The 16,516-nt window shown below is 66.4% G+C and carries 19 protein-coding genes; 15 read left to right on the top strand and 4 right to left on the bottom strand.

What is annotated here, in order from left to right:
* The first annotated feature begins 37 nt into the window (after window positions 1-37).
* From Q5Z10_RS09150 to Q5Z10_RS09130, 5 genes are read left to right on the top strand one after another with little or no spacing between them, the layout of a single operon-like run.
* Entirely contained in the window at window positions 38-304 is a 267-nt protein-coding gene (locus Q5Z10_RS09150) for a hypothetical protein (RefSeq protein WP_303638773.1), read from the top strand.
* A complete protein-coding gene (locus Q5Z10_RS09145; RefSeq protein ID WP_303638772.1) occupies window positions 297-587 on the top strand; it encodes a hypothetical protein in 291 nt (96 codons plus the stop codon). The genes Q5Z10_RS09150 and Q5Z10_RS09145 overlap by 8 nt, the downstream gene beginning before the upstream one ends.
* A complete protein-coding gene (locus Q5Z10_RS09140; RefSeq protein ID WP_303638771.1) occupies window positions 587-2,605 on the top strand; it encodes a DNA cytosine methyltransferase in 2,019 nt (672 codons plus the stop codon). Before Q5Z10_RS09145 ends, Q5Z10_RS09140 begins: the two co-directional genes overlap by 1 nt.
* Window positions 2,602-2,937 (top strand): hypothetical protein, encoded by a 336-nt coding sequence (locus Q5Z10_RS09135; protein ID WP_303638770.1) that lies wholly within the window; start codon window positions 2,602-2,604, stop codon window positions 2,935-2,937. The genes Q5Z10_RS09140 and Q5Z10_RS09135 overlap by 4 nt, the downstream gene beginning before the upstream one ends.
* Window positions 2,934-4,250, top strand: a complete 1,317-nt coding sequence (locus Q5Z10_RS09130; protein ID WP_303638769.1) for a hypothetical protein — start codon at window positions 2,934-2,936, stop codon at window positions 4,248-4,250. Before Q5Z10_RS09135 ends, Q5Z10_RS09130 begins: the two co-directional genes overlap by 4 nt.
* Here the strand turns inward: Q5Z10_RS09130 and Q5Z10_RS09125 are convergent.
* Entirely contained in the window at window positions 4,229-4,852 is a 624-nt protein-coding gene (locus tag Q5Z10_RS09125; protein WP_303638768.1) for a hypothetical protein, read from the bottom strand. The genes Q5Z10_RS09130 and Q5Z10_RS09125 overlap by 22 nt on opposite strands.
* Window positions 4,853-4,901: 49 nt before the next feature.
* On the opposite strand from Q5Z10_RS09125, the gene Q5Z10_RS09120 reads away from it, so the two are divergent.
* The 9 genes from Q5Z10_RS09120 to Q5Z10_RS09080 all read left to right on the top strand — a co-directional run bounded on the left by Q5Z10_RS09120 (window position 4,902) and on the right by Q5Z10_RS09080 (window position 13,480).
* The gene (locus Q5Z10_RS09120; RefSeq protein WP_303638767.1) at window positions 4,902-5,156 is read left to right on the top strand and encodes a hypothetical protein; all 255 of its coding nucleotides are present in this window, start codon (window positions 4,902-4,904) and stop codon (window positions 5,154-5,156) included.
* Window positions 5,153-5,404, top strand: a complete 252-nt coding sequence (locus tag Q5Z10_RS09115) for a helix-turn-helix transcriptional regulator (RefSeq protein WP_303638766.1) — start codon at window positions 5,153-5,155, stop codon at window positions 5,402-5,404. Before Q5Z10_RS09120 ends, Q5Z10_RS09115 begins: the two co-directional genes overlap by 4 nt.
* A gap of 453 nt (window positions 5,405-5,857) precedes the next feature.
* The gene (locus Q5Z10_RS09110) at window positions 5,858-6,748 is read left to right on the top strand and encodes an SEL1-like repeat protein (protein WP_303638765.1); all 891 of its coding nucleotides are present in this window, start codon (window positions 5,858-5,860) and stop codon (window positions 6,746-6,748) included.
* 1,071 nt (window positions 6,749-7,819) lie between these two features.
* The gene (locus tag Q5Z10_RS09105) at window positions 7,820-8,287 is read left to right on the top strand and encodes a hypothetical protein (RefSeq protein ID WP_303638764.1); all 468 of its coding nucleotides are present in this window, start codon (window positions 7,820-7,822) and stop codon (window positions 8,285-8,287) included.
* Window positions 8,288-8,413: 126 nt separating this feature from the next.
* Window positions 8,414-10,411, top strand: coding sequence for an esterase/lipase family protein (locus Q5Z10_RS09100; RefSeq protein WP_303638763.1), 1,998 nt, complete (start codon window positions 8,414-8,416; stop codon window positions 10,409-10,411).
* A 125-nt stretch (window positions 10,412-10,536) separates the two neighbouring features.
* Window positions 10,537-10,743 (top strand): hypothetical protein, encoded by a 207-nt coding sequence (locus tag Q5Z10_RS09095; protein ID WP_303638762.1) that lies wholly within the window; start codon window positions 10,537-10,539, stop codon window positions 10,741-10,743.
* A 170-nt stretch (window positions 10,744-10,913) separates the two neighbouring features.
* On the top strand, window positions 10,914-11,786 hold the full coding sequence (hchA, locus tag Q5Z10_RS09090; protein ID WP_303638761.1) for a glyoxalase III HchA: 873 nt from the start codon (window positions 10,914-10,916) through the stop codon (window positions 11,784-11,786).
* Window positions 11,787-11,788: 2 nt separating this feature from the next.
* On the top strand, window positions 11,789-12,493 hold the full coding sequence (locus tag Q5Z10_RS09085; RefSeq protein WP_303638760.1) for a PA1136 family autoinducer-binding transcriptional regulator: 705 nt from the start codon (window positions 11,789-11,791) through the stop codon (window positions 12,491-12,493).
* A gap of 132 nt (window positions 12,494-12,625) precedes the next feature.
* A complete protein-coding gene (locus Q5Z10_RS09080; protein WP_303638759.1) occupies window positions 12,626-13,480 on the top strand; it encodes an endonuclease/exonuclease/phosphatase family protein in 855 nt (284 codons plus the stop codon).
* An 18-nt stretch (window positions 13,481-13,498) separates the two neighbouring features.
* Here Q5Z10_RS09080 and Q5Z10_RS09075 read toward each other — a convergent pair whose 3' ends face one another.
* Window positions 13,499-13,762, bottom strand: a complete 264-nt coding sequence (locus tag Q5Z10_RS09075; RefSeq protein WP_303638758.1) for a hypothetical protein — start codon at window positions 13,760-13,762, stop codon at window positions 13,499-13,501.
* 141 nt (window positions 13,763-13,903) lie between these two features.
* On the opposite strand from Q5Z10_RS09075, the gene Q5Z10_RS09070 reads away from it, so the two are divergent.
* Window positions 13,904-14,281 (top strand): VOC family protein, encoded by a 378-nt coding sequence (locus tag Q5Z10_RS09070; RefSeq protein ID WP_303638757.1) that lies wholly within the window; start codon window positions 13,904-13,906, stop codon window positions 14,279-14,281.
* 42 nt (window positions 14,282-14,323) lie between these two features.
* Here Q5Z10_RS09070 and Q5Z10_RS09065 read toward each other — a convergent pair whose 3' ends face one another.
* Together Q5Z10_RS09065 and Q5Z10_RS09060 are read right to left on the bottom strand one after the other, a co-directional pair.
* Entirely contained in the window at window positions 14,324-15,751 is a 1,428-nt protein-coding gene (locus tag Q5Z10_RS09065) for an efflux transporter outer membrane subunit (protein WP_303638756.1), read from the bottom strand.
* Window positions 15,745-16,482, bottom strand: coding sequence for an SDR family oxidoreductase (locus Q5Z10_RS09060; protein WP_303638755.1), 738 nt, complete (start codon window positions 16,480-16,482; stop codon window positions 15,745-15,747). Before Q5Z10_RS09060 ends, Q5Z10_RS09065 begins: the two co-directional genes overlap by 7 nt.
* Between the last annotated feature and the right edge of the window lie 34 nt (window positions 16,483-16,516).

The raw sequence follows: 16,516 nt of genomic DNA, 5'->3' as shown, positions 1-16,516 counted from the left end.
GGTGCCGGCGCCGAAGGATCCGGGCGTTCCGTGTCGCATGCGGCAGCCGACGAAGGACGCCTATCGGCAGTGGCTGGCCCAGGCTAACGACAACATCGAGCAGCTGCAGGCCGAGGTGGCCGAGCTGCGCGCCGGCGGCAGCACCAGCACCACGCGGCCGGGCTTGGTTACCGACCTGATCACCGCTGCAACTGCCCTCGGGCACCACGAAACGCTGCGCAGCAGCAGCGACGAAACCATCGACTACTGGCGCACGCGCGTTGAGCAGCTGCGCGCCGAACTGACAGGAGCATCCCGTGACTGATACCGCACCCATCAAGATCTTCGCCGTCACCGAGTCCGAATGGTGGATGGGCACTGACCTCGCTTCCGTGGTCAAGGCCGCACAGGAGGCCTACGGCCTGGACGACAGCGACGTGGCCGATGCCGTGGAGCTGGTCGATTCCGACCTCGACTCGCTCAACTTCTCCGACAGCGATGAAGACGGCCGGCCGACGGGCCAAAAGCGCACCTTCCGTGAGCAGCTGGCCATCGAGGTCGCCGCCGGCGGCTCCTTCCCGCGCCTGTTCGCCATGGAGGACTTCTGATGGCTGACGGCTCCCGCGTCCCCGAGATCCGCGTCGCGCGAAAGGTCCGCCCGATGCTGGTGGCCGACCTGTTCTGCGGCGCCGGCGGCCTGTCCAACGGAACCGCCCGCGCCATGCGCCAGCTGGGCCTGCCGGTGCAGATGATCGGTGTGAACCACTGGCCGGTCGCCATCGAGACCAACCGCCGCAACCACAAGGAGCACGCCGACCGCATCCACTGTGCGGACCTGGAATCGGCGCTGCCGCTCACCATCGTCCCCGAGGGTCGCCTGGACCTGCTCACTGCTGCCCCTTCCTGCGTCTTCCACAGCCGCGCGCGCGGCGGCCGGCCGGTGCACGACCAGCAGCGCATGGATCCATGGCACGTCGTGCGCTGGTGCACCGAGCTGCGCGTCGCCCGCGTGCTGGTGGAGAACGTGCCGGAGTTCATGGACTGGGGCCCGTGCAGCCTTGTCACCGGCCGGCCCATCAAGTCGCGCCGCGGAGAGTACTTCCGCGCGTGGGTTGCCGCGCTGGAGGCCGTGGGATTCAAGGTGGACTGGAAGGTCGTCTGCTGCGCCGACTTCGGCGACCCGACCACCCGCCGCCGCTTCTTCCTGATCGGCCGCAGCGACGGCAAGCGCCTGTCCTGGCCGGAGTTCACGCACGACCGCGTGGGCGGTACCGACCTGCTGGGCAGCCGGCCGCGCTGGCGCGGTGCACGCGAGGTCATCGACTGGACCATGACCGGCAAGAGCATCTTCACCCGCACGAAGCCGCTGAAGCCGAACACGCTGCGGCGGATCCTGGCCGGCGCGGTGAAGTACAGCTGGCCCCGGCCCTACATCGATGCCGTGCAGGCGCTGCTGGACGGCCAGGCCCCGCGACTGGTGTTCAGCCGCGCAGAGGCCGCGGTTCTGGGCCTGGTCAGCGCGGACCCGATGCTGGTCCACCCGCGCGGCACCAGCGAGCAGCACCTGCAGGCCACGGCGAAGTCCGCCGACGAGCCGCTGCCGACGCTGACCGCCGGCGGCAGCCACGTTGGGCTGGTGCTGGCCACCAGCAGCGGCGGTGCCGCGCGCGACCTGGACCAGCCTCTGCCCACAATCACCACCGGCGGCGCGGGTGCCGAGCGCCCCGGCTGCGCTCGGCCGCAGCTGGTGGAGCCTCTGGTGATGGCCAATGCCAGCGGCGGGAGCGCGCGCAGCGTCGACAATCCGGTGCCCACGATCACCACCGGCGGCAACGGCGCGCGGCCGCACCTGATCGAGCCCATCATCGTGCCCACATCCAACACCAGCAGCGCCGGCGTGCCGCGCTCTGCCGCTGAGCCGATCCGTACGGTGACCACCGCCAAGGGCGGCGATCAGGCGCTCGCCGTGCCGCTGGTGGCTCCGTACTACGGCGGCGGCTCGGGCCTGACCGCGTCGTCGGTGGTCGAGCCGGTGCCCTCGGTGACAACTAAGGCCCGCTTCGGCCTGGCCGAGCCGGTGCTTATGCGCGCAGGGCACGGCGACAGCGACGGCCGCAATCCCGTGAGCCGCGTGCTGGATGCTGACGCGCCGATGCCGGCGCTGACCGGATCCAACGAAATGGCGCTGGTCGAACCGATCGTCATGCGCGGCAACGTCGGCACCGGCCGGACGGGCGACATGCGGCTGGCCAGCGAGCCGATGCCCACCATTACCTGCTCCGAGTCACTGGCACTGGCCGAGCCGTTCCTGGTTCCAAACTTCGGCGAAGCCCCGGGTCAGACCCCGCGCACCCACAGCATCGACGACCCCATGCCGACTGTCACTGCAACAGGCCACGTCCAGCTGGCAACTCCTGCAGCCGACGTCGCCGACGAGGTCCGCATCGACATCAATTACCGGATGCTGCACTGGCGCGAGCTGGCCCGGGCCACGTCGTTTGATGACGAGGGCGAGGTGTACGACTTCGCCGGCAACGCTACCGAGATCACCAAGCAGATCGGCAACGCGGTCCCGAACCGCACCGCAAAGGCGCTGGTCAAGGCGCTGATGCAGGAAGCCGCATGAGCGCCCGTCGCCAGCACGCACACAACGGCATGGCCGCCGGTGGCCGCCCGATCCGCATCCCCAGGTCGATCGACAGCGTGCGCGCGCACCTGAAGCGGCACCTGGTGGAAGAAGGCAAGCGCATGCAGGACCTGGCCGACGCCTGGGGCTGCTCGAAGCACAACGTCTACGACCTCTTCTACCGCGACCGGCCCATCTCCCCTACCCACATCGAGCTCGCCGCGAAGCTTCTCGGTCTGGACGAGTTCGACACCAACGAGCTGCGCCTGCTGGGAGCCCGTGAGGCCGGCTGGCACATCGACACCAACTTCCTGCTGGAGAAGATCGCATGACCACCGACAACAAGACCCTGGCGGACGTGAAGCTCGGTGGGAGGGTGAGGCTGGGGGATCAGGCCGAGCCTTCCTTCAACTGGAAGGAAGGAATTCATGATGAGACCAGCCTGCGCCTTGCTGGCAAAGCATGGGACAACCTCATGTACGAAGACAGCGCGGGAGAGCACACCCCGGCTCAGTACGATCAGATCGGCCGGATGCTGGTCAACATCGAACAGATGATGGAGGGCCACCCTTTCATCATCAACGAAGAAGACCAGTATGTGGCGAAGCCAGCCGCCCTCTCCGCCCAGCCCTCCCCGGGTGGTCAGGGGGATGCATTGGCGATCGCCCTGGAAGTGTTTGAGCGCCGCAGGGCTGATATCCCCTACGAGGTGTACGAACAGGTCAAAGCGGTTTGTGCGGCACTCGCCGCCCGCCAGCCGGTGGGGGCTCTGCCGCAAGGCTGCGATGCCTGCGATCAAACTGGGATTCGCCAGAACGATGAAGGCCGCAACATCTGCTGCCCGGACTGCGACTTGGGCAGGTCTTGCGCTGGCGATACACGCGAGCAGGTGAGGCCCAGCTTCCAAGCTGGCGTGGCCGAATGGATGGGCCAGTGCTTCCAGCCGTCGCTTTACAGCGACATGACCGAGCGCGGCGACCGCCTGCTGGAGGAAGTGCTGGAGCTGCTGCAGGCCCGCGGCTACGACAGCGCGCGCGTCCCCACCCTGGTCGACTACGTGTTCGGCCGCCCGGTCGGCGAGCCTGCGCAGGAAGTCGGCGGCGTCATGGTCACCCTGGCCGGCTACTGCTGGGTGGCGGGCCTCGACATGCACGCGGCTGGCGACGCCGAGCTGGCTCGCATCAACCAGCCCGACGTGATGGCGAAGATCCGCGCCAAGCAGGAGGCAAAGAACGCCCTGCACTTCGACACCCCGCTGCCGGGAAACGCCCACGCACCAAAAGCCGAGGCCGTGGACCTGCCCTACTCGCTCGATGCCGACCCGGCAGGTATCCGCGCCCGCGTGTGCGACGTGATCACCGGTACCTTGATGGTTGGAGCGCAGGGCTACACGCCGCCGCCGGCCGGTCACTGGGCTGAGCCGTTATGGCAGGCAGCACAGGCCGACGCCCGAATGCTGCAGCGCACGCGGGACGCACTGCGGGCTGCCGCGAAGTCGCTTAGGACCATTGCGAACTCGAATAAGGACACAGAGTTCCTTGAAACCGCAGGTGGGATCAGGGCGTATGCCAACAGCCGCGCGAGCTCCGCCGAGCAGGCTGTGATCGACCACCACCGATGTGCCTATCCGGAGAACGGCTCATGAGCCACATGACCGTTCTGCTCCTCGCCGATGAAGTCGATCCCCGCATACTTCTTGATAGCGAGGAACACATTGTTTGCGGCGACCTCCGTGTTATGGAGCGCATGCTGATAAGCATCCATTCTGTGAAACTGATGGTTCTCATACAGCTTTATTTCCGCCCCAGCATCAAGGTAATCATTGATGGTGTCGAGATTGGCCTGAAGATTCGATATGGCCATGGAGATCATTTCCAGGCCTTCCGAAAGTATGACGAACGGAACCTGCCCCTTCACACGCAGCAGATCGGCAACTGCAGCGGAGTCAGCCTTGCCCCTACGCAGAACCTCTGGAATCGCAGGGACCACCTTCGCCTGGAGTGTCCGCACCTGCCCCCGAATATCTCGGACCTTCGGAATAATCCTGTTGATCTCAACGAACGAGACTTGGCGTTCTCGCTTTGCACGACGTTCATTATCTGCCTTGTAATTCCGGGCAGGGACGTAAACGGCCAGGAACGTTGCGATGGCCGCAGCCCAACCGCCAATTGCGGAGAGTGCGGTCCAGTCCAACCGGCAGTTGGGCAAGAGGGACATACACGGAACCATCACTTCAGCGGCAATCATCGGGCCATCTCCTTGTGGACGATGCCGCATCTTGCCACGGGGGCCGCGCATGACTGACCTGCTACAAGCTCTCGAGGTGCCCGACTTCCGCGAAGTAGGCCACGCGCTGGCTAGCCTGTCGGGTGTGGACCTCGCCAAGGCGAGCAAGGCCACTGTGCGCGCGTGGGAGGCCCGTGGCCCGGCGCTGATCGCACTCTCCCGTGAGCACCGGGCCGAAGCCGAGCGGATCATGGCCCCCGTATCGAAACGCCGCCGCCGCGGCACCAATCTGGCCGCCGCCGGCGCGCCGAAGGAGGAAGCATGAGCGACAACATCATGGCGAGCCCAACCCCGCTCGTCTTCATTCGGATGCCGGAGGTCCGGCGCCGCACTGGCCTGAGCAAGACCACCATCTACAAGCGGATCCATGAACGGACGTTCCCGGCTGCGGTTCCTCTCGGAGAGGGCATGGTTGCCTGGGTTGAAGCGGAGGTAGACGCCTGGCAGGCCGAGCGTCTGGCGGAGCGGTCGCCACCCGACCCAGAGGAATCGAACCGGTTAAGGGCGGCGTAGGCGGGGGCATCATTGGGGGCATGCGTCTTCAGCGACGTGCCAAACCACTTTCCGTATCAACAACTTGCGGGCATCGTGAGATAGAGCCCACCTCCACCAACGAACGGTTCGTCAAGAACCGGAGAAGCCCGGAACCCCCCGCATCACAAGGGTACCGGGCTTTTTTATTGCCCGCGGCAAGCTGGGACAATTCGTTTCCATCCATGAATCGGTGGGGGTACATCAAGGGGTATCCGACCACATCGACTGAAGCGATACCCCCCAATGCCTCTGACCGACGCAGCCATCAGGCGCGCCAAGCCGCAGAAGACCACCGCTCACGCGCCCCGAATCGAGCGCCGGAAATTGCCCACATGGAGGCGGGCTCCCTACCGATTGCCGTCCTCTCAAGTCGTTGCGACATTGAATTGAGCAGTTACAAAGCCATTCAAATACGCCGACACGACCATGAACATGAAGAAACTCCTGGCAGCAAGTCTTGTCGTGTTTGTTGCCGTGGTGTGCGTCATCGCGCTCTCCATGAACGGCTCCAGTCGCCCGCGCCAAACCGAAAGCGGTCATCGCGGCGACGATCCTGTCGCAACAACGGATAGGCGCGCCATGGTTTCCTACACAACTCTCATCTCTCAGAAGAAGCTTGACCCCCAGTTTGTCCAGCCACTGGGAACGAGGGCATTCGCCATCTCACGGAATGGCGAATTCCGTCCAAGAGGCGACGCGAAAGAGTTCATCCTCTCTCGGTTAGGTGCCTCTGATTCCGGCGACAGCACCGCTTCCTATGAGATATATCTGGCCGCTTTGGACTGCAGGAACGCCGGATCCCCCGGCGAGCTGCAGTCTGCAAGACTGCTCGCGAATCAATCAGACCGGCAAGCCGCGCTCAATTCGTCTGAGCGACGACTGCAGGAGTGCTCATCACTGCTGAAAGATCCGGACCTGTCCCCTCCCGGGACGTGGCTGCTGAAAGCAGCAAAGCAGGGCTCCGTAGAAGCCATGCTCCTATATGCCGCTGATACCGAATCCGCATTCGGCGGCTCGGCGTTCGCCGTTCAGAACCCCGAAGCGGTGATTGAATGGAAGCAGAATGCTGCGCTATTCCTCAACACCGCAGCGGATCTAGGCAGCGTTGACGCCCTGGTCGCACTTGGCCGTGCACACACCAACGGAATAATCGTCGATAAGAATCCAACTGAGGCTTACGCCTACTATCTTGCAGCGCAGAAAGCGATGCCATCAGCGCTCTCGGAAAAATTGCTCGGCATGTACAGGAATGAACTGAGTTCCGCTCAGCAGCAGGCGGCCGTCAGTCGTGCCGATGCAATTCATGAGGGCTGCTGCCACTAACAAGGAGAGTTTCCAGATGCATCGCAGTTTCACTACTACAGCGTTGTCGATAGCACTGATCGTGATTTGTGGCTGGGTTATTTACGCCAAAGCAACCGAAGGAGGACAGATATACGGTCCACTGGCCTGCCCCGCCTGCCATCTGGAAAGTCCCATGCCGGGGCCAGGAACGCAGGCCTTCCTCGACGCATGGGCCTGGGACGTCCGGCACACAGCCGCAGTCTGGACGCAGATCGTCGTTGCACCAGGGGATGAAATCGTCGTCTGCAACGGGAGCTCGTGCGTCACCTACACCATGACGAACAGCAACAGTTATCTGGGAGGACCGCCGACGCCTCAGACGTCCTCTCCGGGCGGCGGTGCTGGTGGTGGCATAGGTGGCGGTGGTGGGTCTGAAGGCGACGGTGGCGGTGGTAGCTTTGGTGGAGATGCCTGCTCCGTAGTTCCCGGCACTTCCACTGGCTGCTCAACGGCACATGGCGTAAGCCTCTGCCAAACGGGGGATACGGGCTATGTCGACTGCGGCTTCGGGCACTGATCCGAAGCCAGCCCGAAATCGCCCGGAACGCGTCCGCGACCGGGCGCCTTCTTCATCGACTACGCGTACGACCTTCAGCGGGTGGTGGTGGAAGCAGAGGCTATGGCGCCACGTCGACCCCAGACGAATGACCAACGAATGAAACGTTGTAAGGTGCAGCAGAACCACCAGTGGTGGTACAGCCAACGCACAGCACCGCAGCAACCAAAACAGCGATCATCGCTTTCATGTTGCCCCCTGTCGGCAGCGTCATGCCACCGCTGTGGCCTTTACTACCACAGGATTGCGGCTTTCACGGGCGCGGCAGCCGACTCCGCCCGCCCCTCGCCGGGCCCCCGCTTCGCCGCCGCCGGATGCATGGTTTCCCGCCGAATGAGGCCCTCCCGCACCCGGGCCAGGGGCCCGGCCAAGCCTGCCCGCCTCGGCAGCCAACGCGACCGGCAGTTGGCGGCAGCGCAGGCCTGCCCCACACTCCAGCATGGGATCGGCCTTGAGCCGCCCCCGCTCCCCCTCGACAGCCAGAAGGATCTGCAATGAACGCGCCGCTTGTCGCCCTGCTGCTGGGCCTGACCGCCACCTCGGCTGCGCTGGCCGCCCCTGCCACCACCGGCACCGCCGAGCTGGAAGCGCTGCTGGCCTGCAAGGCCGGCTCTGATTTCACCGAAGCGCAGGTGGAGGCAGCCTTCCATGCCGCCGGCCTGAGCCGCGACCCGGGCAGCGTGTTCGAGCCGAAGGACACGCCGGTCGCACTGTACGGTGGCACCGTCGCGAGTGCGGACGTGAGCATTTCCAGGCCCTACAAGAGCCTGCATGTGTATCTGAAGGGTGTCGATCACCAGGGTTTGGCCCGATCCTGGGGAGTAACGACGGTCAACGAAGCGGCCGACACCGAGGAACCCTCGTACCTGAAGAAGGTTGATGCGAGGCACACCTTGCATGTGGGTGCAGGTGACGACTACGAAGGGTATTCGGCTGCGGTGACCTGCCAGATCGAGGGCTGACCTGCAGCAGGGTTTGCTGACTGATGGTGTTCGCCGGGCACGGCCCGGCGCTACCGGAACATCGCTTCCGCGTTGACGCGCCGCCCGCTAGAGTGGCGCCACCGCGCACCGCTACGCAGGGCAAGCATGGGCACCGGCCTGATCCGCCACACGACCCTCATTCTCACCACACTGCTGCTGTTGAGCGGCTGCGCCACGCTGCGCCAGTTTGGCCCATCGGTGCAGGTGGGCACGGTCACGCCCGGCCAGTACATCGCGCTCAAGCGCGGTGACATCCTCACCACCGGCAGGCTCAGCGCGGCGACCATGGAAACCCTGCGCGTGGCCGGGCTGGACGAAGGTGTCTGCGCCAAGCCCGGCCTGCCCTGCATCGAGGCGATGGAAGCGACCATCGTGGTGCGCGAGGAGGACAAGCGTTCGTCGCTGGCCGAACTGTGGCTGCAGTACGCACTGTCGATGCCCGCGCCGAAGCGCGAATCGGCCGGTGTCGCGCGCAGCAGGGCGGCAGCGGCCGCGCCCGATGCCACCCTGCAGCCGCGGCTGGATGCCTGGATGCAGGTTGCACGCCAGGCCTATGCCTACCTGTTCTTCACCGAGCGCACCGCCAACCAGCGCGGCTTCGAAGACCGGCAGACGCAGGTCCGCGACTACTACAACCTGGCCGTGCAGGAATCGGCGGTGCTGCTGTTTGAAGCCTATTCGAGCCACCAGGTGCGCAACGATGGCGGCCGCTTCCAGCTGGGCCGCTGGACGTTCGTGCTGGCGCCGGCCGATGACGGGGCGGCAGCGGACACGCGCGAGCCGATCGAGCTGGTGCCGGCCGCATCGATGTCGTTCACCGGCACCCTGCGCAGCGTGCACCGCCGCGATGGCTTCGGCGCCGAACTGGTGGCGGTGATGGCCGACCCTGCCAGCACCGGCCTGGCAGCGGCTGCCGCAGGGACCGCGCCGGCGACCGAGCGCAACTGGAGCGAGATGCCATCGCCGTCGATGACGGTGCTGCTGCGCTTCTCCGGGAAGAACCTGTGGGAAGTGCTGCACGACGACGAGCCGGAACTGGAGATCCATGATCCCTACCAGATCGCCGTGGTCGAGCTGCACGGCGAACAGGTGCCACTGGCCGCCAACTTCACCGCCGGCTACGCGCTGTGGCTGGCCCGCTCCAACTTCAGCCGGCAGTCGCTGCGCTCGCTGTTCGGCGGCAAGGGCGGCATCGACAAGCCGCACCTGTTCATGATGCAGCCGTACGATCCGAACCGCCGCATACTGCTGATGATCCACGGCCTGGCCAGCAGCCCGGAAGCGTGGGTCAACGTGGCCAACGAGCTGATGCGCGACGATGAGATCCGCAGTGATTTCCAGGTCTGGCAGTTCTACTACCCGACCAACATGCCGATCGCGCTCAGCCACGATGAGATCCGCCGGATCCTGGATGAAGCGCTGCGCCACTTCGACCCCGCCGGCAAGGCCGTGGCCTCGCATGACATGGTACTGGTGGCCCACAGCATGGGCGGGGTGATTTCGCGGCTGATGGTGTCTTCCTCCGGCGACCACCTGGTCGACACCCTGCTGGCGACGGCGCAGATGACCCCGGCACAGCGCGAGCTGCTGCGGACCAAGGGCGCGCCGGTGCTGACCTTCACGCCGGAACCGGAAATCACGCGGGTGGTGTTCATCGCTACGCCACATCGCGGCACCGACGTGGCCGGTACCCGCCTGGGGCGCTGGCTGGGCCGCTTCGTGCGCCTGCCACTGACCGTGCTGGAGGATGTCGCTACGCTGGCCAACGATGGCAAGGTCGAGCGCAACGACGACAAGCACGGCTACCAGATGAACAGCATCCAGAACCTGGACAAGGACGATGCCTTCGTCAAGGCCGTGGCTGACCTGCCGATTTCGCCCAGGGTTCACTACCACTCGATCATCGCCCGCGCCAACGCGCAGGGGCCGCTGGAAAAGACCGACGATGGACTGGTGCCGTACTGGAGTTCGCACCTGCCCGATGCCGTTTCGGAAAAGGTGATCGTGTCCGGGCACAGTGTGCAGGAAGCCACTCCGGCCATCGTCGAGCTGCGGCGGATCCTGCATGAGGACATGCTCGAGCACCCGCTGCCGGCAAAGTAGCGCGGAATCGGCGGCACCGGTTGGCATGCATGCCCTCGCCCACCGTGGCTGTACGCAGCATTGAATGCCTGCCTGAACCCCTGTAGCGTCGCCGCTGCCCATACGGGCTACAACGGAGAACACGCATGAAGAGGATGTTCAGGCTGTCTGTTGCTATCGGTGCCGCGGCGTTGGTGTTTGGACTGAACGCTGTCGCGGCCGAACCTACCCCCTGCGACGAATGCTACCGCGGCTACCAGATCTGCCTTTCGCAGGGCAAGAGCGAGATCTGGTGTTACGGCGCGCTTTCCCGATGCCTGAAGAACTCGACCGGCTGCAATCCGCCGAACTGAGTGCATGGGGCGATCGCACTGCGGCGGCATGGCGGTGAGTGATCGACCCTGGCCAGCCCTGTCCTGATGGGGCTGGCCTCTGCTGCCACGTTGCCGCTGCGGGAAATCCCTCATCGCACGCGTGCACCGGCCCTCCTATGCTGGCCCCACATCCCCTGCAGGAGGCCTGCATGAACACGCAAGTACCCAGCCGCCAGCCCAGTCCCGACCCGGCCGAGCGCGATGCCTTTTTCCCGTCGCCGTATTCGCTCTCGCAGTTCACCTCGCCGCGCAGCGACCTGTCCGGCGCGGACTACCCGGACGCACGCCGCGATGGCCGCTGGAAAGTGCTGATGATCGCTGCCGACGAGCGGTACCTGCCCACCGCCAATGGCCATCTGTTCTCCACCGGCAACCATCCGGTGGAAACCCTGCTGCCGATGTACCACCTGGACAAGGCCGGTTTTGCCATCGACGTGGCAACGCTGTCCGGCAACGCCGTCAAGTTCGAGTGGTGGGCGTTCCCACGCGAGGACAAGGAGATCACCGGCCTCTACGAGCGCTACCAGGCGCGCTTCCGCCAGCCACTGCAGCTGGCCGATGTGGTGGCGGGCCTGGATGACAATTCGGACTACGCCGCCGTGTTCATCCCCGGTGGTCACGGCGCCCTGATCGGCCTGCCGGAAAGCCCGGCGGTCAAGGCCACCCTGCAGTGGGCGATGGCTGCTCAGCGCCACATCATCACCCTGTGCCATGGCCCTGCCGCATTGCTGGCGGCCGGCGTGGACGAGGCTGATGGTGGATCGCTGTTCGGCGGCTATCGCATCTGCGCGTTCCCCGATGCGATGGACCGGCAGACACCCGACATCGGCTACATGCCGGGGCAGCTGCGCTGGTTCTTCGGCGAGCGCTTGGCGCAGCAGGGTGTGCAGATCGTCAACGACGGCATCGATGGCAGCGTGCTGCAGGACCGCCTGCTGCTGACCGGCGACAGTCCGCTGGCCGGCAATGCGCTGGGCAAGCTGGCCGCACGCACCCTGCTCGACGCACTGGCCGGGCGCTGAAGGTGGACGAGGTGGTGCAGGCACTGCTGCAGCTGGAACGTGCACGTGCGCTGGACGCGGTGGGCGCGGTGCTGCGCGACAGTGCCTTGCCGCTCGGCTACGACCGCCTGCTGCTGTTTGCCACCGGCACCGGCCTGGAGCGCGGTGCACAGCGCGTGTACTGGATCGAGGGCGATTGGCTTGGCGAAGGCGGGTCGACCGACCTGGCGGCCTACCTGCACGCCTGCCCGGTGAACCGCCACGTGCTGGACAGCGATGCGCCGTTCTTCTGGAGCAAGCGCCAGGGCGACCACGGCGAGCGCTACCAGGTGGTGAAGCAGCCACGGGGCGAAGGCCTGCACGGGCTGCAGGTGCCGGTGTTCGGCATCACCGGGCTGGAGGGCGCGATCAGCCTCGCCGGCCAGCACATCGATGCCTCTGCGGTCGCACGCCTGCGGCTGGCGACTGTGGGCGCTGCGGCATTCCGCGCCGCACAGAGGCTGGCGCAGGCACCGCTGCCGGTGCCGGCGGGCACATTGAGTCCGCGTGAGCGCGAGGTGCTGCGCTGGGTTGCGGCCGGCCGCCGCCAGACCGACATTGCCGCCACCCTGGGCCTGTCCGCACGCACGGTGGAAAACCACCTGCGGCGTGCACGCCAGCGCCTGGGCGTGGCGACCACCGCGCAGGCCGTACGGGCCGCCAGCCGTCGCGGTGAAATCGAAGACTGAGCCCGCGCGCGGGCGCCGCAACCGTCTGGCCCGCGCACCATCCGCAGCAGTCGCCCATCCCGGCATACCGCTGCCGCTGCCGGACGTGGCATGCTTCCTGAAACCGTTTTCATGGAATGGAGGGATTCCACGATGTTGTCGCGTCTCCGCACACCCGCGCTCTGCGCCCTGCTCGCCCTTGCCCTGCCCGCTGCCGTCTGGGCGGCGCCGTCTGCACCGTTGAAGGTGATGTCGTTCAACGTGCGTACCCCGGCCGACACCGAGCCCGGCAAGCGCTGGGAAGACCGCCGCGAAGCGATGGTCAAGGTCATCCTCGACGCGCACCCGGCGGTGATCGGCACCCAGGAGCTGGTGCCGCAGCAGGCCGACTACCTGGCCGAACATCTGCCCGGCTATCGCTGGTTCGGCGAAGGCCGCCGTGGTGGCAGCGGCGATGAACACATGGGCGTGTTCTACGACAGCACCACGCTGGCGGTGGAATCGTCCGGCAACTTCTGGCTGTCCGACACGCCGGAGATTGCCGGCAGCATCAGCTGGGGCAATCTGTATCCGCGCATGGTCACCTGGGCACTGTTCCGCCGCATCGACGATGGCCGCCGCTTCTACTTCATGAATACCCACCTGCCCTACCGCGACGAGGATGAGCCGCGCCGGATCAAGGGCGCCGAACTGATCGCCGCGCGCGTCGCCAGGCTGCCGGCCGACCTGCCGGTGGTGCTCACCGGCGATTTCAACAGCGAGCCGGGCGGCGGTACCTACCAGGCCTTCACCCGGGTGCTGCAGGACGCGCGCACCCAGGTCACGGCACCGCAGGGACCACGACTGACGTTCCACAACTTCACCGGCAGCGCCACCTCGCAGCTCGACTGGGTGCTGGTGCGCGGTTTCCACGCCCGCCGCTTCCTGACCGACGACCGTCGCATCGGGGGCGTGCTGCCGTCCGACCACTTCCCGCTGGTGGTTGACCTGGACTGGCCGCAGCAGTGAGCCTGGCGGCGGCCGCCGCTACCGCGGTGCCCGTCGCCCCAGCAACCGGTACAGCGCCTGGTGCTGGTCGCGCGCCTGGCAGATGCGGGCGGCCACCGACAGGAAGATCGCCAGACCGATCAGGCCGATGCCCAGCAGCGAATCGGGCAGGCGCAGGAAGCCGATGGCGGCGGCCATCGCCGCCAGAACCATCAGCGCGACCACCGCGACCGACAGGCCCGCCCCCGGCGGGCCCGGATCGCCGAACAGCATCCTCTGGGCAGATTGCTTTGCGTCGCTCATGTGCTGACCTCCGGTAGGCTGGCCCCACTAGTTACACCGCCCGCACGGCTTCCGGCAGAGTCATAAACGTCACGATGGTGAGAATGCCGCCGACGCTGCCGGCGTTACCCTGCCTGCAACTTTCCGCAGCGGAGACAGCACATGGCCCATCACAGCCGGTTGGCGGGATTCATCATCGATTGCCAGGACGTTGCTGCCGAGGACGCGGCACGCTTCTGGGCGGCGGCGCTCGGGCTGAAGGCGGAACCGCCGTATACCGAAGGCGACGCGGAATACGCTGACCTGATCGGCGCACCGGCGGGAATGAACGTCGAAGTGCAGCGGGTCCATCACCCATCGCGGGTGCACCTGGATATCGAAAGCGACGATGTCGACGCCGAAGCCGATCGTCTTGAAAAGCTCGGTGCGCGCCGTATCGCGTTCGTCAAACGCTGGTGGGTGATGGAAGCGCCCACCGGCCATCGCTTCTGCATCGTGCGCATGCGCGATCGCGATGCACCGGCCAACCACTGGCCCTGACCGGGAAAGGGGACGGCCGCCGGTGGCGCCGTCCCCTCTGGTTCACCGCGGCTGCAGCTGCGCCACGCTGGGCGCCTGCGGTGACTGGCCCCAGCCACCCAGCGCCTTGTACACGCCGACCACGCTGACGTTGACCTCCGACTCCGCCGCGGCCAGTGCATCGTCGGCCGCCAACTGCGTACGCTGCGCATCCAGCAGGGTCAGGAAGTCCTCCGATCCCTCGCGATAGCGGATCTGCGCCAGCGACTCGGCACGGCGAGCCGCCTGTGCCTGCTCGACCACGATGGCCAGCCGCGCCTGCTGCTTGGCATAGCGGGTCAGCGCGTTCTCGGTGTCCTCCAGCGCCAGCAGCACGGTCTGTTCGTACTGCGCGGCCACGCCTTCGGCCTCGGCCTTGCTGGCACGCAGGCGTGCACGCACGGTGCCGAAATCGAACGCCGCCCAGCTCAGCGACGGCGTCAGCGACCAGGCCTTGTTGTTGCCATTGACCAGGCCGCTGGCATCGCCGCCGAGGAAACCGACGAACCCGGACAGCGACAGCCGCGGGAACAGATCGGCCGTGGCGACACCCACGCGCGCGGTGGCTGCGGCCAGGCGACGTTCGGCCATGCGCACATCGGCGCGCTGGCGCAGCAGTTCGCGGGTATCCCCCAGCGGCAACGCCTTGGCGAAGGCCGGTACCTCGTGCGGAGCCAGCATGTCGGTCAGCACTTCCGGGCGCTGGCCCAGCAGCACCGCCAACCGGTTGCGCGACTGTACCTCGGCCACTTCCAGCAGCGGGATGTCGGCCTCGATCGCCTTCAGCCGGGCACGGCTGCTCTGCACGTCCAGTTCGCTGCCGGCGCCCAGCTCCCAGCGGGCTTCGGTCAGCTTCTGCGTGTCGCGCAGGTTCTCCAGCGTGTGCTGGGCCACCGCGATGCGCTTCTGGGTACCGCGCAGCTCGAAGTAGTTGCGCGCCACTTCGGCGGCAACCAGCACCTGCGCGTCGGCCAGGTTGGCCTGCTCGGCGCCCAGGTCGGCACGCGCGGCTTCGGCAGCGCGGCGCTTGCGGCCGAACAGATCCAGCTCCCAGCCCGCATCGAAGCCGAGCTGGTAGCTTTCACTGAACACCCGCTGCCCACCCAGCTGCGGATCGGGTTGCTTGCGGCGGTCGTAGCTGCCGCCGGCGGTGACATGGGGCGCCTGGTCGAAGCGGCTTTCCACGAACACGGCGCGGGCCTGGCTGACGCGGGCCACGGCCACGCGCAGGTCCAGATTGTCCGACAGTGCACCGTGCACCAGCTCTTCCAGCACCGGGTCATCGAACTGCGCCCACCAGCTGGCGACCGGCGAAGCGGTACTGAACACCGGCTGCTGTGCCCCCTGCAGGGTGACCGGCTCCTGCACCGGCGCCCTGTAGTTGGGACCGACGCTGACACAGCCTGCCAGCACCAGGCTGGAGACGGCCATCGCCAATGTGCGGATCACCATGGCAGCACCTCACCGAGGTAGGTGAAGCTGCCGCTGGCTCCGGCTTCGCCGATCAGGGCCATCTCCACGCTGGAACGGGCGCCTTCGCTGATCTCGATCTCGCCGTTGCCGCCGTTCATGTCGGTTTTCACGTAGCCCGGATGCACGGTGTTGACCTTGATCGGTGTGTTGCGCAGCTCGTAGGCCAGGCTCAGGGTCCAGCTGTTCACCGCCGCCTTGGAGGCGTTGTAGGCCGGGATCTTGAAATCGTAGATGCCCGAGGACGGGTCGGCATGCAGGGTCTGCGAGCCCAGCATGCTGGACACGTTGACGATGCGCCCGGACTTGGCCTGCCTGATCAGCGGCAGGAACGCCTGGGTCACCGCGACCAGCGCGTAGACATTGGTATCAAAGGTGCGCTTCCAGGTATCCAGCGACTGTTCCGACGGCGCCTGTGCCGGGTTCTCGATCATGATGCCGGCATTGTTGACCAGGATATCCAGGCGGCCATGGCGCTGGCGCACCTGTTCGACGGCGTCGGCGATGCTGGCCGCGTCGGTCACGTCCAGCTGGATCGCTTCCACCGGCAGGCCCTCGGCCTGCAGCTTCAGCGCCTGCTCCACCGCGGTCTCGCGCTTGCGGCCCGCCAGCAGCGTATGCACGCCGGCCTGGGCCAGCTGGCGCACGGTCTCCGCGCCGATGCCACGGGTAGCGCCGGTGACCAGCGCGATCTTGTTCTGATGGGTGTTCATGGAGTCATGCCTTGTGAGGGGGAAAGCCGCCGCC

This window comes from Stenotrophomonas sp. 704A1 (assembly GCF_030549525.1).
In the GTDB taxonomy this organism is placed as follows: domain Bacteria; phylum Pseudomonadota; class Gammaproteobacteria; order Xanthomonadales; family Xanthomonadaceae; genus Stenotrophomonas; species Stenotrophomonas tuberculopleuritidis.
The sequence above is the reverse complement of the archived record's forward strand: the minus strand, read 5'-3'. Positions and strand labels throughout refer to the sequence as shown.

What these genes read in the sequence shown, in the direction of transcription:
- Q5Z10_RS09150 (WP_303638773.1), top strand. Translation starts at nt 38, where the DNA reads ATGCGGCAGCCGACGAAGGACGCCTATCGGCAGTGGCTGGCCCAGGCT.
- Q5Z10_RS09140 (WP_303638771.1), top strand. Translation starts at nt 587, where the DNA reads ATGGCTGACGGCTCCCGCGTCCCCGAGATCCGCGTCGCGCGAAAGGTC.
- Q5Z10_RS09135 (WP_303638770.1), top strand. Translation starts at nt 2,602, where the DNA reads ATGAGCGCCCGTCGCCAGCACGCACACAACGGCATGGCCGCCGGTGGC.
- Q5Z10_RS09130 (WP_303638769.1), top strand. Translation starts at nt 2,934, where the DNA reads ATGACCACCGACAACAAGACCCTGGCGGACGTGAAGCTCGGTGGGAGG.
- Q5Z10_RS09125 (WP_303638768.1), bottom strand. Translation starts at nt 4,852, where the DNA reads ATGATTGCCGCTGAAGTGATGGTTCCGTGTATGTCCCTCTTGCCCAAC.
- Q5Z10_RS09120 (WP_303638767.1), top strand. Translation starts at nt 4,902, where the DNA reads ATGACTGACCTGCTACAAGCTCTCGAGGTGCCCGACTTCCGCGAAGTA.
- Q5Z10_RS09115 (WP_303638766.1), top strand. Translation starts at nt 5,153, where the DNA reads ATGAGCGACAACATCATGGCGAGCCCAACCCCGCTCGTCTTCATTCGG.
- Q5Z10_RS09110 (WP_303638765.1), top strand. Translation starts at nt 5,858, where the DNA reads ATGAAGAAACTCCTGGCAGCAAGTCTTGTCGTGTTTGTTGCCGTGGTG.
- Q5Z10_RS09105 (WP_303638764.1), top strand. Translation starts at nt 7,820, where the DNA reads ATGAACGCGCCGCTTGTCGCCCTGCTGCTGGGCCTGACCGCCACCTCG.
- Q5Z10_RS09100 (WP_303638763.1), top strand. Translation starts at nt 8,414, where the DNA reads ATGGGCACCGGCCTGATCCGCCACACGACCCTCATTCTCACCACACTG.
- Q5Z10_RS09095 (WP_303638762.1), top strand. Translation starts at nt 10,537, where the DNA reads ATGAAGAGGATGTTCAGGCTGTCTGTTGCTATCGGTGCCGCGGCGTTG.
- hchA (WP_303638761.1), top strand. Translation starts at nt 10,914, where the DNA reads ATGAACACGCAAGTACCCAGCCGCCAGCCCAGTCCCGACCCGGCCGAG.
- Q5Z10_RS09080 (WP_303638759.1), top strand. Translation starts at nt 12,626, where the DNA reads ATGTTGTCGCGTCTCCGCACACCCGCGCTCTGCGCCCTGCTCGCCCTT.
- Q5Z10_RS09075 (WP_303638758.1), bottom strand. Translation starts at nt 13,762, where the DNA reads ATGAGCGACGCAAAGCAATCTGCCCAGAGGATGCTGTTCGGCGATCCG.
- Q5Z10_RS09070 (WP_303638757.1), top strand. Translation starts at nt 13,904, where the DNA reads ATGGCCCATCACAGCCGGTTGGCGGGATTCATCATCGATTGCCAGGAC.
- Q5Z10_RS09065 (WP_303638756.1), bottom strand. Translation starts at nt 15,751, where the DNA reads ATGGTGATCCGCACATTGGCGATGGCCGTCTCCAGCCTGGTGCTGGCA.
- Q5Z10_RS09060 (WP_303638755.1), bottom strand. Translation starts at nt 16,482, where the DNA reads ATGAACACCCATCAGAACAAGATCGCGCTGGTCACCGGCGCTACCCGT.